This window comes from Mycobacterium numidiamassiliense (assembly GCF_900157365.1).
GTDB classification, from domain to species: Bacteria; Actinomycetota; Actinomycetes; order Mycobacteriales; family Mycobacteriaceae; genus Mycobacterium; species Mycobacterium numidiamassiliense.
This window is the reverse complement of record NZ_FUEZ01000004.1, coordinates 621,052-637,756: the sequence shown is the minus strand read 5'-3', so window position 1 is coordinate 637,756 and position 16,705 is coordinate 621,052. Positions and strand designations below refer to the sequence as shown.

The following is a 16,705-nucleotide window of genomic DNA, read 5'->3' as shown; positions in this document are numbered from 1 at the left end:
CCATGCCGATTACATCTACCAGCACAGAACCGGGAATCGTCGCCGTCACCGTCGACTACCCGCCGGTCAACGCCATCCCGTCGCAAGGCTGGTTCGAACTCGCCGACACCATCACGGCCGCCGGCAATGATCCGACAACACACGTGGTGATTCTGCGTGCCGAGGGCCGGGGCTTCAACGCCGGTGTGGACATCAAAGAGATGCAACGCACCGAGGGCTTCAGTGCACTCATCGATGCCAACCGCGGCTGCTTTGCCGCATTCCGCGCGGTGTACGAGTGCGCGGTGCCGGTGGTCGCCGCGGTCAACGGATTCTGCGTCGGCGGCGGCATCGGCCTGATCGGCAACTCCGACGTCATCGTGGCCTCCGATGACGCCACCTTCGGGCTGCCCGAAGTCGAACGCGGTGCGCTCGGTGCGGCGACGCACCTGTCGCGGCTGGTCCCGCAGCACCTGATGCGGCGGCTGTTCTTCACCGCGGCCACCGTGGACGCGGCGACCTTGCACCACTTCGGTTCGGTGCATGAGGTCGTCCCCCGTGACCAGCTCGACGAGGCCGCGCTGCGGGTGGCTCGCGACATCGCCGTCAAGGACACCCGGGTCATCCGTGCCGCCAAGGAGGCGCTCAACCTCATCGACGTACAACGGGTCAACTCGAGTTACCGCATGGAGCAAGGCTTTACGTTCGAGCTCAACCTCGCCGGGGTCGCCGACGAGCACCGCGATGCGTTCGCCGGCACGGCGAAGGGCAAGAAGGCGTGAGCGACAAGCGCACCACCCTCGACGACGCCGTCGCACAGCTGCGCAGCGGCATGACCATCGGCATCGGCGGCTGGGGATCGCGGCGCAAGCCGATGGCTTTCGTGCGCGCCATGCTGCGCACCGATGTGAAGGACCTGACCGTCGTCACCTATGGCGGACCGGACCTGGGCCTGCTTTGTTCGGCAGGCAAGGTCAAGCGCGTCTACTACGGTTTCGTGTCCCTGGACTCGCCGCCCTTCTACGACCCGTGGTTCGCCAAGGCCCGCACCACCGGCGCTATCGAGGCCAGGGAGATGGACGAGGGCATGCTGCGCTGCGGATTACAGGCTGCCGCACAACGCCTGCCGTTCCTGCCGATCCGAGCCGGGCTGGGTAGCTCGGTGCTGGACTTCTGGGAGGGCGAGCTGGCCACCGTCACCAGCCCCTACCCGGCGCCCGGCGGGGGTCACGAGACGCTCGTCGCCATGCCCGCGCTGAACCTGGACGCCGCCTTCGTGCACCTCAATCTCGGTGACAGCCAAGGCAATGCCGCTTACACCGGCATCGACCCCTACTTCGACGACCTGTTCTTGATGGCCGCCCAGAAGCGCTACCTTTCGGTCGAACGAGTCGTCGGAACTCAGGAACTGGTCAAGGCGGTGCCACCACAGGCGCTGCTGATAAACCGGATGATGGTCGACGGGGTGGTGGAGGCACCAAACGGCGCCCACTTCACCACCGCCGCACCGGATTACGGTCGCGACGAGAAATTCCAGCGACACTACGCCGAGGCGGCCTCGACGGAGGAGGGCTGGCAGCAGTTCGTCGCGACCTACCTGTCCGGCGGCGAAGCCGAATACCAGGCGGCCGTCCGCAAGTTCGCAGAGGAGGCGGCGAAGTGAGCCCCGAAGCCAGCACCCGGGCCGAGGTGTGCGCGGTCGCCTGCGCCGAATTGTTCAGGGACGCAGGCGAGATCATGGTCAGCCCGATGGCGAACATGGTCTCGGTCGGCGCGCGACTGGCCCGGCTGACGTTCTCCCCGGACATCCTGCTGACCGATGGCGAGGCACAAATCCTCGCGGACACTCCGGCGCTTGGCGCGACGGGAGCCGTCGAAGGCTGGATGCCGTTCGGCCGCGTGTTCGAGACGCTGGCCTGGGGGCGGCGGCACGTGGTGATGGGGGCCAATCAGGTTGACCGCTTTGGCAATCAGAATCTCTCGGCGTTCGGCCCGCTACAGCATCCCACCCGGCAGATGTTCGGCGTCCGGGGTGCGCCCGGCAACGCCATCAACCACGCGACCAGTTACTGGGTCGGCAACCACTCCAAGCGGGTGTTCTGCGACAAGGTCGACATCGTCTGCGGCATCGGCACCGACAAGATCGACCCCGACAACCCCGCCTTCCGCTTCGCCAACCCGTATCGGGTGGTGTCGAACCTCGGGGTGTTCGACTTCGGCGGCCCGGGCGCGACCATGCGGGCGCTCAGCCTGCACCCCGGCGTCTCGGCCGCAGACGTCCGCGAGGCGACGTCGTTCGAGGTGCACGGCCTCGACGACGCCGACGAGTCGAGGTTGCCTACCGACGACGAACTGCGGCTGATCCGCGAGGTGATCGACCCGAAAGCACTGCGCGACAAAGAGATACGGTCGTGAAGTTACGCACGCCGCTGACCGAGCTGGTCGGTGTCGAGCACCCGGTCGTGCAAACCGGGATGGGCTGGGTGGCCGGCGCCCGGCTGGTATCGGCCACGGCTAATGCCGGCGGACTCGGCATCTTGGCTTCGGCCACCATGACGCTGGACGAATTGGCGACGGCCATCGGCAAGGTCAAGGCCACCACCGACAAGCCGTTCGGCGTCAACATCCGCGCCGACGCCGCCGACGCAGGCGACCGGGTCGACCTGATGATCCGCGAGGGCGTGAAGGTGGCGTCGTTCGCGCTGGCGCCCAAGCAGGAATTGATCGCTAAGCTGAAAGATGCCGGGGCGGTGGTTATTCCGTCGATCGGCGCCGCCAAGCACGCGCGCAAGGTCGCGAGCTGGGGTGCCGACGCGATGATCGTGCAGGGCGGCGAGGGTGGTGGGCACACCGGGCCCGTCGCCACGACGCTGCTGTTGCCGTCGGTTCTGGATGCGGTCAAGGACACCGGTATCCCGGTCATTGCGGCGGGCGGCTTCTTCGACGGTCGTGGGCTTGCTGCGGCATTGTCCTACGGTGCCGCCGGTGTGGCGATGGGCACCCGCTTTTTGCTTTCCTCGGACTCCACCGTGCCCGATTCGGTCAAGCAGCGTTATCTGCAGGCAGCGCTCGACGGCACCGTGGTCACCAAGCGAGTCGACGGCATGCCGCATCGCGTACTCCGCACCGAGCTGGTCGAAAAACTGGAAGGCGGTTCGCCGGTGCGGGGTCTCACGGCGGCGGTGCGCAACGCGGCGAAGTTCAAGCAGATGTCGCAGATGACCTGGCGGTCGATGATCAAAGACGGCCTGGCAATGCGGCACGGCAAGGAATACACCTGGTCGCAGGTGGTGATGGCCGCCAACACTCCGATGTTGCTGAAAGCCGGTCTGGTCGAGGGCAATACGGAAGCCGGGGTGCTGGCCTCGGGTCAGGTGGCGGGCATCCTGGAGGATCTGCCGTCCTGCGCGGAGCTGATCGAGTCCATCGTCCGCGAGGCGATCGAGCACCTGCGGGCCGCGTCGGCGCTGGTGCAGTAGCGCCTTATCCCGACCGTCGTTGGGCAGCCGATTCCTGCTCTGCAACCAGGAATCTCGCAACATCGAGCAATTTGGTGTTCGTCTCTTGCGACACCCGGGCCAGCAGCGCGAAGGCCTGCAGCCCGGTCAGGTTGTCACGGTGCATGAGGATGCCCTTCGCCTGGCCGATGACATCCCGCCCGGCTAGAGCGGTCTGAAATCGCGTCTCGGCCGAAGAACCGCTCATCGCGACCGCGGCATGCCGGGCGACGGCCCCCTCGATGGCCACCGACTCGTCGGTGAATGCGTTCACATGGTCACCGTAAAGGTTGAGCGAGCGTAATACTCGGCGTTCCGTGAACAACCGGAATGACAGCTTGCTGCGCACACCGCGTTCGGCGGCGGCACGCACATAATTCGGCCAGCATGCGTCACGGACGATCGCCCGTCTGCGAGACCTGTAGGTGTTCGGCGGCGGTGTCGGGAAGACGCTGTGGTCTCAACGAGTGGGTTGTTTTCCCCACAACGCCTACGACCGACGTTTAGATGCAACCCCACCGCCGACGGCCGATTATATCGAAGCTACCCGTGAACGCGGCGGATCAAACGGGCCTCGGCCGCTAGAGGCGCTCGATGATGGTCACGTTGGCGGTGCCGCCACCCTCGCACATCGTCTGCAGACCGTAGCGGCCGCCGATGCGTTCGAGCTCGTTGAGCATGGTGGTGAAAAGCTTTGCGCCAGTGGCACCCAGCGGGTGACCGAGCGCGATCGCCCCGCCGTTGGGGTTCACCTTTTCGGGGTCGGCCTTGATTTCCTTGAGCCACGCCATCACAACGGGTGCGAACGCCTCGTTGATCTCGACGGTGTCGATGTCCGCGATGGACAGCCCGGTCTTCTCCAGCGCGTAGCGGGTGGCCGGAATGGGCCCGGTCAGCATGAACACCGGGTCGGCCGCGCGAGCGCTGATGTGGTGAATGCGGGCCCGCGGTGTCAGCTTGTGGTCCTTGACCGCCTGCTCGGAAGCCAGCAGCACGGCGCTGGCACCGTCGGAGATCTGACTGGCCATCGCCGCAGTCAGCCGGCCCCCTTCGACCAGCGTCTTCAACCCGGCCAACTTCTCCGGCGACGACTCGCGCGGACCCTCATCGACCCGGAACGGCCCGGATTCGGTTTCCACAGTGATGATTTCGTTGTCGAAGTGACCGCTGCGAATCGCGGCGAACGCACGCTCGTGGCTGGTCAGCGCGTACTGCTCCATTTCTTGGCGCGACAGGTTCCACTTCTCGGCGATCAGCTCCGACCCGCGGAACTGAGAAATCTCCTGATCGCCGTACCGGTGCAGCCACTGCTTGGACTCGTTCGTGGGCGAGGTGAATCCGAACTGCTCACCGACGGTCATCGCCGAGGAGATCGGGATCTGGCTCATGTTCTGCACACCACCGGCCACGATGAGGTCGGCGGTGCCCGCCATGATCGCCTGCGCGCCAAAGGAAATTGCCTGCTGGCTGGAACCGCACTGCCGGTCCACCGTGACACCGGGAACCTCTTCGGGATAGCCGGCGGCCAGCCAGGAGAGCCGGGCGATGTTACCCGCCTGCCCGCCAATGGCATCCACACAACCGGCGATCACATCCTCGACCGCAGCGGGGTCGACGTCGACCCGATCGAGCAGTCCGCGCCAACCCAGTGCACCCAGGTCGACGGGATGGATCCCGGCCAATGCGCCATTGCGCTTGCCGACCGCGGTACGCACAGCGTCGATGACGTACGCCTCTGCCATTAGTGTCGCTCCTCCTCATCGATTCGCTCTGCATCGTCGCCGACACGGGGCATTTTCAGACTCCTTCTTTGGCAATCCCACCCAGCACGATGGCAAGGTATTGACGGCCCACCTGCTCCGCGGTGAGCGGTCCGCCGGGTTGATACCAGCGCACCGACACCCAGGTGGTGTCACGGATGAAACGGTAGACGAGGTCGACGTCGAGGTCGGGCCGGAAGTAGCCCTGGTCGACGCCCTGATTCAGCAACTCGACCCACATTTTGCGTTGTTGCCGATTCATGTCCTCGATGTAGGCGAACCGGGGCTGCGCCAGCAGCCGTTGCGCTTCGTCCTGATAGATGACGACCTGCGCATGCCGGTGCTCGATCGCCTCGAACGACACCATGAACAGCCCCTTGAGCCGCTCCAGCGGGTTGGCCTCGCTGTCCGCGATCTCGCGGTAGCGAGTGAACAGCCAGTCGAGGAAACCGCGCAGCAGGTCGTCGACCATCTCCTCTTTGGAGGCGAAATGGTGATACAGGCTGCCCGACAGGATCCCGGCGCCGTCGGCGATGTCGCGGACCGTGGTGGCGCGCAGCCCGCGCTCGGCGAACATCGACGCGGCGAGCTCTAACAACTCGTCTCGTCGGCTATTGGCCTGACCGGTCGCGCGGTCCACCCGATCAGAGTATCAACCAAGCGCTTGCTTGGCCAGTTGGAATCACGGGTGCTGGCTAGAGACCGAGATGACCTCACCGGTGAGATAGCTCGAGTAGTCACTGGCCAAGAACGCGATAGTGGCCGCGACTTCCCACGGTTCGGCGGCCCGGCCGAACGCCTCGCCTTCCGAAAGCCGGTCCAGCAGTTCGGTCGACGATGTCTTCTCCAGGAACTTGTGCCGGGCAATACTCGGCGACACGGCGTTGATCCGCACCCCGTATTCGGCGGCTTCGATTGCGCTGCAACGGGTTAACGCCATCACCCCGGCTTTGGCGGCCGCATAGTGGGACTGCGAATGCTGTGCCCGCCAGCCCAGCACGCTGGCGTTGTTGACGATGACCCCGCCGTGCTGCGCATCGCGGAAGTAGCGCAGCGCCGCCCGGGTGGCCCGCAGCACCGACGTCAGGGTGACGTTCAGGACGCGGTCCCATTCGTCGTCGAGCATGTCGACCACCGGCGTCTGGCCGCCCAATCCCGCGTTGTTGACCAACACATCGATGCGGCCAAGCCGGGCGGTGGTCGAGGAGATCAGCGCGTCCACCTGAGCCGTGGACGTCACGTCGCAGACCACGCTCTCGACCCGTCCCTGACCCAGCGCCGACAGCACGTCGGCGGTCTCCCCCAGCCGTCGTTCGTGGTGGTCGGAGATCACCACGTCGGCGCCTTCGACCAGGGCCCGTCGCGCGGTCGCCGAGCCGATGCCGGTGCCCGCGGCAGCGGTAACCACGACTACCTTGCCTTGCAGAAGTCCGTGTCCGGCAATCTCTTTCGGCGCTTCGGAGAGCGTCATCCCTTAGCCTCCCGGGGTAGGCCGAGCACCCGCTCGGCGATGATGTTGCGCTGGATCTCGTTGGACCCGCCGTAGATGGTGTCGGAGCGCGTGAACAGAAAGAGTCGCTGCCATTCGTCGAAGTCGCCGTCCGCCAAGGTCATTCCCGGCTTACCGATCACGTCCATCGCGAGCTCGCCCAGATCCCGATGCCAATTGGCCCACAACAACTTCGACACGTTGTCCTGGCCCGGCTGCTCGACGTCCATGGTGGCCAGGGCATAGCTGCGCATGGCACGCAGTCCGGTCCAGGCCCGGGTGAGCCGCTCGCGGATGAACGGGTCGTCGGCGGCGCCGTTGCGGTGGGCCAGCTCGGCAAGATTGGAAAGCTCACGGGCATAGACGATTTGCTGCCCCAGCGTCGATACGCCCCGCTCGAAGGTCAGCGTTCCCATCGCGACCCGCCAGCCGTCGCCCGGCTGTCCGACGACTAGCGACGCGTCGGTGCGGGCGTCGTCGAAGAAGACCTCGTTGAACTCCGAGGTGCCGGTGATCTGGACGATCGGCCGAACCTCGACGCCGGGCTGATCGAGCGGAACCAGCAGGTAGGACAAGCCGGCGTGCCGCTTGGAGCCCTTCTCGGTGCGCGCGACCACGAAGCACCACTGCGACAGGTGCGCCAGCGACGTCCACACCTTCTGGCCGTTGATCACCCACTGGTCGCCGTCGAGTTCGGCGGTGGTCGAGACATTGGCCAGGTCGCTGCCTGCGCCGGGCTCGGAGTATCCCTGGCACCACAGCTCGGTGACGTCGAGGATGCGGGGCAGGAAGCGCTGCTGCTGTTCGGGTGTCCCGAAGGCGATCAGCGTCGGGCCGAGCAGCTCCTCGCCGAGGTGGTTGACCTTGTCGGGTGCGTCGGCGCGGGCGTACTCCTCGTAGAAGGCAACCCGGTGCGCGGTGGAAAGCCCGCGGCCGCCGTGCTCGACCGGCCAGCCGAGGCAGGTGAGTCCGGCCGCTGCGAGATGCTGGTTCCATGCCCGGCGCTCTTCGAATGCCTCATGCTCACTGCCGGGACCGCCGAGGCCCTTCAGAGCTGCGAATTCACCGACCAGATTGTCGGCGAGCCAAGTGCGGACCTCCGCCCGGAACTCCTCGACGTCCTGCATGCCCTGTAGGCTAACCTACCAAGCACTTGCTTTGTTAGGAGCATCTCGAGGAGCGTCGCCGATGACCTGGGGGCACCGCCCGCTTGCGGGTGACTATCCGCGCACCGTGCCCGCGGCGCTGGATCGTTTCGCGGACCAACTGCCCGATCATGACGCCCTGATCACCGACGACCGCTCGTTCACTGCGGCCGAGCTGCGCGAGGAAGTGCACCACGCGGCGGCCGCGCTCATCGCTCTCGGCGTCAAGGCCGGAGACCGGGTGGCCGTGTGGTCGCCGAACACCTGGCACTGGGTCGTGGCCTGCCTCGCGATCACCCACGCGGGCGCCGCGATGGTGCCGCTGAACACCCGCTACACCGCATCGGAGGCCAGCGACATCCTGGCCCGCACCGAAGCGCCGGTGTTGTTCGGCATGGGCCAATTCCTCGGCAACGACCGTGTCGCCGACCTCGACCGCTCGGCGCTGCCCGCGCTGCGGCACATCGTGCGGATACCGATCGACGCCGCCGACGGCACCTGGGACGAGTTCATCGAGCGAGGTTCCGACATCGACGCCGTGGCCCCCCGCGCCGCGGCGGTCACGCCCGACGACGTCAGCGACATTCTGTTCACCTCCGGCACCACCGGCCGCAGCAAGGGCGTGCTCTGCGCGCACCGCCAGTCGCTGTCGGCCTCGGCATCCTGGGCCGCCAACGGCAAGATCTCCAGCGACGACCGCTACCTCTGCATCAATCCGTTCTTCCACAACTTCGGTTACAAGGCAGGCATTTTGGCCTGCCTGCAAACCGGCGCGACGCTGATCCCGCATCTGACGTTCGACCCGGCGCAGGCGTTGCAGGCGATCGAGCAACACCGCATCACCGTGTTGCCCGGGCCGCCCACGATTTACCAGACCCTGCTTGATCATCCGGCCCGCAATGACTACGACCTGAGTTCGCTGCGGTTCGCGGTGACCGGGGCGGCCACGGTGCCCGTCGTGTTGGTGGAACGCATGCAGTCCGAACTCGACATCGACATCGTGCTCACGGCCTACGGCCTGACCGAGGCCAACGGCATGGGCACCTCGTGTCGCGCCGAGGACGACGCGGTGACGGTCGCGACCACGTGCGGGCGTCCGTTCGCGGATTTCGAATTGCGCATTGACGCTACGTCGCCCGACGAATCGGGCGAGGTGCTCCTTCGCGGGCCGAACGTGATGCTGGGCTACCTCGACGACCCGGAAGCCACTGCCGCGGCCATCGACTCCGATGGCTGGCTGCACACCGGCGACATCGGCGTCCTCGACAAGGCCGGCAATCTGCGCATCACCGACCGGCTCAAGGACATGTACATCTGCGGCGGATTCAACGTCTACCCCGCCGAAATCGAGCAGGTGCTCGCCCGGCTCGACGGCGTCGCCGACGCCGCCGTGATCGGGGTGCCCGACGAGCGCCTCGGCGAAGTGGGCCGGGCGTTCCTGGTCACCCGGCCTGGCGCGAATCTCGATGAGAAATCGGTAATCGCTTACACCCGTGAACATTTGGCGAACTTCAAGGCACCACGATCGGTGCGGTTCGTCGACGCGTTGCCGCGCAATGCGGGCGGCAAGGTGGTCAAACCACAACTGCGAGAGTTGGCCTGAATTGGATCTGGAACTGGACGAAGATACCCGGGCGTTCCAAGCCGAGGTGCGGGAATTCCTGTCTACCAACACCGAGTCGATCCCGACGAAGTCCTATGACAACGCGGACGGCTTTGCACAGCACAGGCATTGGGACAAAGTGCTGTTCGACGCGGGCCTGTCGGTGATCAACTGGCCGAAGAAGTACGGCGGCCGCGACGCGCCGCTGCTGCATTGGGTGGTGTTCGAGGAGGAGTATTTCCGCGCCGGGGCCCCTGGCCGGGCCAGCGCCAACGGCACCTCGATGCTGGCGCCCACCCTGTTTGCCCATGGCACCGAGGAGCAGCTCGACCGAATACTGCCGAAAATGGCCAGCGGCGAGCAGATCTGGGCGCAGGCCTGGTCGGAACCCGAGTCCGGCAGCGACCTGGCCTCGCTGCGGTCCACGGCCACCAGAACCGATGGCGGCTGGTTGCTGAACGGGCAGAAGATCTGGAGCTCGCGGGCGCCGTTCGCCGAGATGGGCTTCGGACTGTTCCGGTCCGACCCGACGGCCGAACGGCATAACGGCCTGACCTACTTCATGTTCGACCTGTTGGCCAGCGGCGTCACGGTGCGGCCCATCGTCCAGTTGGGCGGCGACACCGGCTTCGGCGAGATCTTCCTCGATGACGTCTTCGTGCCGGACGAGGACGTCATCGGCGCCCCGAACGACGGTTGGCGGGCGGCCATGAGTACGACCAGCAACGAGCGTGGCATGTCGCTGCGCAGCCCGGCCCGCTTCGTGGCGGCCGCCGCGCGGCTGGTCCAGTTATGGAAGGACAGCGGCTCCCCCGTCGAATTCACCGACCGGGTCGCCGATGCGTGGATCAAGGCGCAGGCCTACCGGCTGCAGACGTTCGGCACGGTGACCAGGCTGGCCGCCGGCGGTGAGCTCGGGGCGGAATCGTCGGTGACGAAGGTGTTTTGGTCCGACCTCGATGTGGCGATCCATCAGACCGCGCTAGACCTGCGCGCCGCCGACGGCGAGATCGCCGGCCCGTGGACCGAGGGCTTGCTGTTCGCGCTGGGCGGTCCAATCTACGCCGGCACCAACGAGATTCAGCGCAACATCATCTCCGAGCGGCTGCTGGGGCTGCCGCGTGAAAAGTCCGGGAGCAAGAAGTGAAATTTGCGCTCGACGAACAGCAGCGCGACTTCGCCGCCAGTATCGACGCGGCGCTGGGCGCGGCCGACCTGCCCGGTGCGATCCGCGCCTGGGCCGACGGCGACGTCGCGCCCGGCCGCAAGGTGTGGGAGCAGTTGGCCAACCTCGGCGTCACCGCGCTGGTGGTGCCGGAGAAATTCGACGGCCTCGGTGCCGATCCAGTGGACCTGGTGGTTGCCCTGGAACGACTCGGCCGCTGGTGCGTACCCGGACCCGTCACCGAATCCATCGCCGTCGCACCGATTTTGCTCGCCGATGATGAGCGCAGCGGGCAGCTGGCGTCTGGTGAGCTGATCGCCACGGTCGCCCTGCCTCCGGACACGCCGCGTGCGGTCGACGCCGAGGCGGCCGGCCTGGTGCTGCTCGCCGACGAGAACGGTGTCAGCGAAGCCTCGACCGGCGAATGCCGGCGATCCGTCGACCCAAGCCGGCGCCTATACGACGTGACGGCCACCGGGCAGTCCTGGCAGGCAGATGTCAAGCGTGCCTACGAATTCGGGGCATTGGCCACCGCCGCGCATGTAGTGGGAGCGGCCGAGGCGCTGCTTACCGACACCGTCGACTACGCCAAGCAACGCAGCCAGTTCGGCCGGCTGATCGGCTCGTACCAGGCCATCAAACACAAGCTGGCCGACGTGCACATCGCGATCGAGCTGGCTCGACCGCTGGTGTACGGGGCGGCTTTAGCGTTGGCCGACGACGCGGGCGATGCAGCGCGCGACGTGAGCGCGGCCAAGGCAGCGGCCTCCGACGCGGGGCTCCTGGCCGCCCGCTCGGCGCTGCAGACCCACGGCGCGATCGGGTTCACCCAGGAACACGACCTGTCGCTGTGGTTGCTGCGGGTGCAGGCATTGCGATCGGCGTGGGGCACACCGGAGGCCCATCGCCGGCGAGTCTTGGAGGCATTGTGAGCGAAGAGCGGGAGCTGCTGCGCGAGACCGTCGCCGCCCTGGTCGCCAAGCACGCCGGACCGGCGGCAGTGCGCGCGGGGATGGAGTCGGACCGGGGCTACGACGAGTCGCTGTGGCAGCTGCTGTGCGAGCAGGTCGGCGCCGCGGCGCTGGTGATACCCGAGGACCTAGGCGGGGCCGGCGGTGAATTGGGCGACGCCGCAGTGGTTTTGCAGGAGCTGGGCCGCGCCCTGGTGCCGTCCCCACTGCTGGGCACCACATTGGCCGAGCTGGCGCTGCTGGCCGCCCCCGAGCCGGACACCGCAACGCTGGAGGCCCTCGCCGAGGGTGGCTCGATCGGGGCGCTGGTGCTCGATGCCGACTATGTCGTCAACGGAGACATCGCCGACGTCGTCGTCGCGGCGGCCGATGGTCAGCTGAGCAGGTGGACTCGGTTCAGCGCCGAGCCGGTCGCCACGATGGACCCCACCCGCAGGCTGGCCCGAATCCAGCCCCAGGACACCGTCACGCTGGGCCCCGACCCGGGCCTGGCTGATCGCGCGGCCATCCTGCTGGCGGCCGAGCAGATCGGCGCCGCCGAGCGTTGCCTGGACCTGACCGTCGAATATGCCAAGAGTCGTGTGCAATTCGGCCGTCCGATCGGCAGCTTCCAGGCGCTCAAGCATCGGATGGCCGACCTGTACGTCGTGGTGTCCGCGGCCCGGGCGGTGGTGGCCGACGCGTGCGACGACCCCACACCGACCAACGCCGCAACCGCACGGCTGCTCGCCACCGAAGCGCTGTGTAGTGTGGCGAGCGAAGGCATTCAGATACACGGTGGCATTGCCATCACCTGGGAACATGACATGCATTTGTATTTCAAACGCGCACATGGCAGTTCGCATCTGCTCGGTTCACCGCGGGAGCTGCTGGGCCAACTGGAGTCCGAGGTGCTCGAAACGTCGTGAACACCTCCGTCGCACTGCGTGCCGGCATTCCGCCTTTCCACGTGATGGACGTGTGGCTGGCGGCCGCCGATCGCCAGCGCAGTCACGGAGATCTGGTCAACCTGTCGGCGGGACAGCCCAGCGTGGGGGCGCCCGAGCCGGTGCGGGCCGCGGCCGCGGCAGCCCTGCATGTCAACCAGCTGGGTTATACCGTGGCACTGGGGATTCCCGAGCTGCGTGCCGCCATCGCGGCGGACTACCGACGCCAGTACGGCATCGACGTCGAGCCCGACGCGGTGGTGATCACCACCGGCTCCTCCGGAGGGTTTCTGCTCGCCTTTCTGGCGTGCTTCGACGTGGGTGATCGGGTGGCACTGGCCAGCCCAGGGTATCCGTGCTACCGAAACATCTTGTCAGCGTTGGGTTGTGAGGTCGTCGAGATACCCTGTGGGCCGCAGACCCGGTTCCAGCCGACCGCACAGATGCTCGCCGAGCTCGACCCGCCGGTGCGCGGCGTGATCGTCGCCAGTCCGGCGAACCCCACCGGAACGGTGATATCGGCGGACGAGTTGGCGGCCATCGCGTCGTGGTGCGACGAATCCGGGGTGCGGCTGATCAGCGACGAGGTGTACCACGGCCTGGTCTACGAAGGATCGCCGCAGACCAGCTGCGCCTGGCAGACATCGCGAAACTCGTTGGTGGTCAACAGCTTCTCCAAGTACTACGCGATGACCGGCTGGCGGCTGGGCTGGTTGCTGGTGCCGGCGGAGCTGCGTCGCGCCGTGGACTGCCTGACGGGTAACTTCACCATCTGCCCGCCGGTGCTGTCGCAGCTCGCCGCGGTGGCGGCGTTTACCCCGGAGGCAACCGCCGAGGCCGACGGCAACCTGCACCACTACACGGTCAACCGCTCGCTGCTGCTCGACGGGCTGCGCCGCATCGGCATCGACCGGCTCGCACCGACTGACGGTGCCTTTTATGTCTACGCCGACGTCTCGGACTTCACCGACGACTCGATGGCTTTTTGTTCAAAGCTGTTGGCCGATACAGGCGTTGCTATCGCGCCGGGCGTCGACTTCGACACCGTGCTGGGCAACCGCTTCGTGCGGCTGTCGTTCGCCGGACCGACGAGCGACATCGAAGAAGCTCTGCGCCGGTTGGGGCCGTGGCTGTCGGTCAGCGGTTGAACTCGCCCGCGAGATATTCAGCCCGGCAGGCACTGCGGGCGAGCTTGCCGCTGGTGGTGCGGGGAATGGCGCCCGCGGCAACCAGTCTCAGGTCGGCAATCCGGACGTGGTGACCGCGCGAGACCGCCGCCCGCACAGTCTCGGCGACCTGCTCCGGGTCGGTGCGGCCGGCCCCCGCGGCGCGCTCGGCGATCACGACGACCTGCTCCCCGGTGCTGCTCGGTGAGTCGACCGCGTCGGCCGGCACCGAGAACGCGGCGACGTAGCCGGTGCGGATGGCGGGCGACGCTTCACTGACCGTGGTCTCGATGTCCGTCGGGTAGTGGTTGCTGCCGTCGAGAATGATCAGGTCCTTGATCCGCCCGGTCAGGTACAACTCGCCGTCGAGGTGGACGCCGAGGTCACCGGTGGCCAACCAGCAGCCGTTGTCCGGGGCGCCTTCGGCGTGGCTGCCCTTGTCGAGCCGGGACTGCAGCTTGTTGCCGAATACCCGGCGCGTTTCCTCCTCGCGGCCGAAGTAGCCGCGGGCAATGTTGACGCCGTGCAACCAGATCTCGCCGACGGTGCCATCGGGCACCTCGGCGCCATCCGGGTCGACGATCACCACCCACTGGTCCGGGATCGGCTGCCCGCACGACACAAGCTCGACCGCGCCCGTGGCATCGGGGGCGACGGTCACCGCGCGCCCGACGCCGAGCTGCTCGCGGTCGAGGAAGATCGAGCTCGCCGTGGCATCCTGGGCGATGCTGGCGACCGACAACGTTGCTTCGGCCATCCCGTAGGACGGCTTGACCGCATTCGCCGGCAGGCCGAAAGGCGCGAAAGCAGCGGTGAATTTCTTGATGGCCGACATCGTCACCGGCTCCGACCCGTTGAGCAGGCAGACGACATTGCTCAGGTCGAGGGCTTCACCCGCGGGCGGCAAACCCCGGTCGGCGGTCAGGTCGAAGGCGAAGTTCGGCGCGGCCGCGAAGGTACGGCCGTACGTCGCCTCGATGCCCAATTGCTTGATCCATCGATACGGCCGGCGCAGGAAGGCCATCGGGTCCATCAGCGTGACGTGGGCCCCGAAAAACGCTGTGAACATGACCATCATCAGGCCCATGTCGTGATAGAGCGGCAACCAACTCACGGTGCGAACGTCCACGTCCAGCCCGCCGGTCACGACCATCTGCATCGCGTTGGTGTAGACGGACCGGTGGGTGATCTCCACCCCGGCCGGCGTGCGGGTCGAACCCGAGGTGTACTGCAGGTAGGCGACGTCGTCGGTGTCGATGGCCGCGCCGGTGAACGTCGAACCGAGCGTGTCCGGGAGCGCATCCACCGCGATCAGCCGCGGGCGCTCGTTGGGAACCAACGTCCGAATGCAGGTGCGAACCGACTCGGCGGCCGCCGTGGTCGTCAACACCGCTGCGGGGCGGGCGTCGGAGAGCACCGCCGCCAGGCGCTCGGTATGGCCCGACAAGGTCGGGGCGAACAGGGGAACCGGGATATTGCCGGCGTAGACACCACCGAAGAAGGCCGCCACATACTCGAGGCCCTGTGGCGCCAGGATTGCCACCCGATCCCCCGGCTGGGTGACCTGACGCAGACGGGCGCCGATCGCACAGACGCGGGTCCACAGTTCGTTCCAGCTGAGCACGACGGCCCGGCCATCGTGGTCATGGGAGTAGTCCAGGAAGCGGTACGCCGGGCTGTCGCCGTGCGACGCCCGGTTGCTGTCAAAGTGCGACGTCAGCGTCAAGCCCTCGGGCACCACGATGGCTCGGCCCGCCGACGCGGCAGGATCCGCATCTCCCGAGGTAGGCGCAAAATTGTTCAACCAGTGATCCCGACTCACGGTAGGACACGTTAATAGACGTGCTCGTCAGTAACCTACCCGCTGCGGTATGGCGCAGGTCACTGTCACCTAATGTCGCCCCATTTGACATCAATTGGTTGCCGATCGAGCGGTTGCCAGCATACACCTTGCCGAAACGGCTATTTCGCTCGCTAAAACTGCTGGTCATCACCGGAAAGCAAATTGCTCACATTTGTAAAGATTTCCGAAATTCCCAGGCTCACTTACCCGGGTTTTCAACTATGCAGAATGCCGTCGATGCGCGATTCGAGCGCACTGAGATCGCCGAGGTCGTCGATATTGATCCCGAATCGTGCACGCAGCGTCTCGAGGACGGCAGCCGCATCGTCGAGGAGGACTTTTTCCGACCCGCCCGTCCGGTGGATGGTCAGGTCGCGACCGGAAAGGTTGTAGCGCGCGTCATCGGTAACCAGTGCCACCATCAGGCCGGTGACAAAGTGCGACGACGGGTGGGTTGAGACGAACCAGCTACCCACTTTCAGGTCGATTGCGGGTTGGGTTCGCGTGGAAAATTCGTACAGCGGACGCCACTCCTCGGCAATCAGGGCCTGCAGCACCAACCCCTCGCCGCGGTCCTCCAATCGGTACGGCTCGTGGGTGGTCTGCTGGACGGTGCCGGTTTCGAAGCGAATGGGCGAGGTCAACGTCTGACCCCCGAAGCCGACGTCGACCAGATACGAGCCCTGAGAGCCAGGGAACGTCACCGCCAACACCGTGTGGGTCTGCGCCGGCAGCGGCGCGCCGGGCGGCGACATCCAGACCACGCGTCCGGCCAACCGCCGCACCCGAAAGCCGACTTCGGTCAGCACATGGCCCATCAGCCCGTTCTGCTCGTAGCAGTAGCCACCCCGGCGCCGATGAACCAGCTTGTCGGCCAATGCCTCTGGACCAAGGTCGTCGACCGGGACTCCCATCACCGGGTCCAGGTTTTCGAACGGGATGGTTCGGGTGTGAGCGGTCATGAGGTCCTGCAGTACGTCGAACGTCGGCTCGACAGCACCGCGGTAGTTGATCCGGTTGAAGTACGCCGCCAGGTCCAGTGTCATGGTCCCATTCTGGCCCGAAGGTTAACCAACAGGAAACCCTAGGCGTCAGAAGGACTTTGGCTTGAATCGCGGTCAACCCAGGATCTTCGTCCGCAGCGCGCGGTGGGTCTTGTTT

Annotated in this window: 16 protein-coding genes; 9 read left to right on the top strand and 7 right to left on the bottom strand. The window is 66.5% G+C overall.

Going from position 1 to position 16,705, the window contains the following annotated elements:
- Positions 1 to 2: 2 nt before the first annotated feature.
- From echA20 to ipdC, 4 genes are read left to right on the top strand one after another with little or no spacing between them, the layout of a single operon-like run.
- Complete coding sequence (gene echA20, locus MNAB215_RS11475) at positions 3 to 761, top strand: (7aS)-7a-methyl-1,5-dioxo-2,3,5,6,7,7a-hexahydro-1H-indene-carboxyl-CoA hydrolase (RefSeq protein WP_077078971.1); 759 nt, start codon at positions 3 to 5, stop codon at positions 759 to 761.
- Positions 758 to 1,642, top strand: a complete 885-nt coding sequence (gene ipdA / locus MNAB215_RS11470; RefSeq protein ID WP_077078970.1) for a cholesterol ring-cleaving hydrolase subunit IpdA — start codon at positions 758 to 760, stop codon at positions 1,640 to 1,642. Before echA20 ends, ipdA begins: the two co-directional genes overlap by 4 nt.
- A complete protein-coding gene (ipdB, locus tag MNAB215_RS11465; RefSeq protein WP_077078969.1) occupies positions 1,639 to 2,394 on the top strand; it encodes a cholesterol ring-cleaving hydrolase subunit IpdB in 756 nt (251 codons plus the stop codon). The genes ipdA and ipdB overlap by 4 nt, the downstream gene beginning before the upstream one ends.
- A complete protein-coding gene (gene ipdC, locus MNAB215_RS11460) occupies positions 2,391 to 3,458 on the top strand; it encodes a (3aS,4S,5R,7aS)-5-hydroxy-7a-methyl-1-oxo-octahydro-1H-indene-4-carboxyl-CoA dehydrogenase (RefSeq protein ID WP_077078968.1) in 1,068 nt (355 codons plus the stop codon). The genes ipdB and ipdC overlap by 4 nt, the downstream gene beginning before the upstream one ends.
- A 4-nt stretch (positions 3,459 to 3,462) precedes the next feature.
- Here ipdC and MNAB215_RS11455 read toward each other — a convergent pair whose 3' ends face one another.
- From MNAB215_RS11455 to ipdE1, 5 genes are all read right to left on the bottom strand, one after another.
- A complete protein-coding gene (locus MNAB215_RS11455; RefSeq protein WP_245830265.1) occupies positions 3,463 to 3,750 on the bottom strand; it encodes an ANTAR domain-containing protein in 288 nt (95 codons plus the stop codon).
- Between the two features lie 307 nt (positions 3,751 to 4,057).
- Positions 4,058 to 5,218, bottom strand: coding sequence for a steroid 3-ketoacyl-CoA thiolase FadA6 (gene fadA6 / locus MNAB215_RS11450; protein ID WP_077078966.1), 1,161 nt, complete (start codon positions 5,216 to 5,218; stop codon positions 4,058 to 4,060).
- A 55-nt stretch (positions 5,219 to 5,273) separates the two neighbouring features.
- Complete coding sequence (kstR2, locus tag MNAB215_RS11445) at positions 5,274 to 5,876, bottom strand: TetR family transcriptional regulator KstR2 (RefSeq protein WP_077078965.1); 603 nt, start codon at positions 5,874 to 5,876, stop codon at positions 5,274 to 5,276.
- A gap of 42 nt (positions 5,877 to 5,918) precedes the next feature.
- Positions 5,919 to 6,707 (bottom strand): (5R,7aS)-5-hydroxy-7a-methyl-1-oxo-2,3,5,6,7,7a-hexahydro-1H-indene-carboxyl-CoA reductase, encoded by a 789-nt coding sequence (gene ipdF, locus MNAB215_RS11440; protein WP_077078964.1) that lies wholly within the window; start codon positions 6,705 to 6,707, stop codon positions 5,919 to 5,921.
- Entirely contained in the window at positions 6,704 to 7,852 is a 1,149-nt protein-coding gene (gene ipdE1 / locus MNAB215_RS11435; protein WP_077078963.1) for an acyl-CoA dehydrogenase IpdE1, read from the bottom strand. The genes ipdF and ipdE1 overlap by 4 nt, the downstream gene beginning before the upstream one ends.
- Positions 7,853 to 7,913: 61 nt before the next feature.
- On the opposite strand from ipdE1, the gene fadD3 reads away from it, so the two are divergent.
- The 5 genes from fadD3 to MNAB215_RS11410 are packed head-to-tail and all read left to right on the top strand — an operon-like array spanning position 7,914 to position 13,683.
- Positions 7,914 to 9,473 carry a 3-((3aS,4S,7aS)-7a-methyl-1,5-dioxo-octahydro-1H-inden-4-yl)propanoate--CoA ligase FadD3 gene (gene fadD3 / locus MNAB215_RS11430; RefSeq protein WP_077078962.1) on the top strand — a complete coding sequence of 520 codons (1,560 nt, stop codon included), beginning with the start codon at positions 7,914 to 7,916 and terminating at the stop codon, positions 9,471 to 9,473.
- Between the two features lies 1 nt (position 9,474).
- Positions 9,475 to 10,620, top strand: a complete 1,146-nt coding sequence (locus MNAB215_RS11425) for an acyl-CoA dehydrogenase family protein (protein ID WP_077078961.1) — start codon at positions 9,475 to 9,477, stop codon at positions 10,618 to 10,620.
- Complete coding sequence (locus tag MNAB215_RS11420) at positions 10,617 to 11,570, top strand: acyl-CoA dehydrogenase family protein (protein WP_077078960.1); 954 nt, start codon at positions 10,617 to 10,619, stop codon at positions 11,568 to 11,570. The genes MNAB215_RS11425 and MNAB215_RS11420 overlap by 4 nt, the downstream gene beginning before the upstream one ends.
- Positions 11,567 to 12,517, top strand: coding sequence for an acyl-CoA dehydrogenase IpdE2 (gene ipdE2 / locus MNAB215_RS11415; RefSeq protein WP_077078959.1), 951 nt, complete (start codon positions 11,567 to 11,569; stop codon positions 12,515 to 12,517). Before MNAB215_RS11420 ends, ipdE2 begins: the two co-directional genes overlap by 4 nt.
- A gap of 44 nt (positions 12,518 to 12,561) precedes the next feature.
- Positions 12,562 to 13,683: a pyridoxal phosphate-dependent aminotransferase gene (locus MNAB215_RS11410; RefSeq protein WP_077081935.1), complete on the top strand. Its 1,122-nt coding sequence runs from the start codon at positions 12,562 to 12,564 to the stop codon at positions 13,681 to 13,683.
- Here the strand turns inward: MNAB215_RS11410 and MNAB215_RS11405 are convergent.
- Both MNAB215_RS11405 and MNAB215_RS11400 read right to left on the bottom strand, forming a co-directional pair.
- Positions 13,673 to 15,505 (bottom strand): fatty acyl-AMP ligase, encoded by a 1,833-nt coding sequence (locus tag MNAB215_RS11405; RefSeq protein ID WP_077081934.1) that lies wholly within the window; start codon positions 15,503 to 15,505, stop codon positions 13,673 to 13,675. The genes MNAB215_RS11410 and MNAB215_RS11405 overlap by 11 nt on opposite strands.
- 254 nt (positions 15,506 to 15,759) lie before the next feature.
- On the bottom strand, positions 15,760 to 16,590 hold the full coding sequence (locus tag MNAB215_RS11400; protein WP_077078958.1) for an arylamine N-acetyltransferase family protein: 831 nt from the start codon (positions 16,588 to 16,590) through the stop codon (positions 15,760 to 15,762).
- Positions 16,591 to 16,705 lie beyond the last annotated feature (115 nt).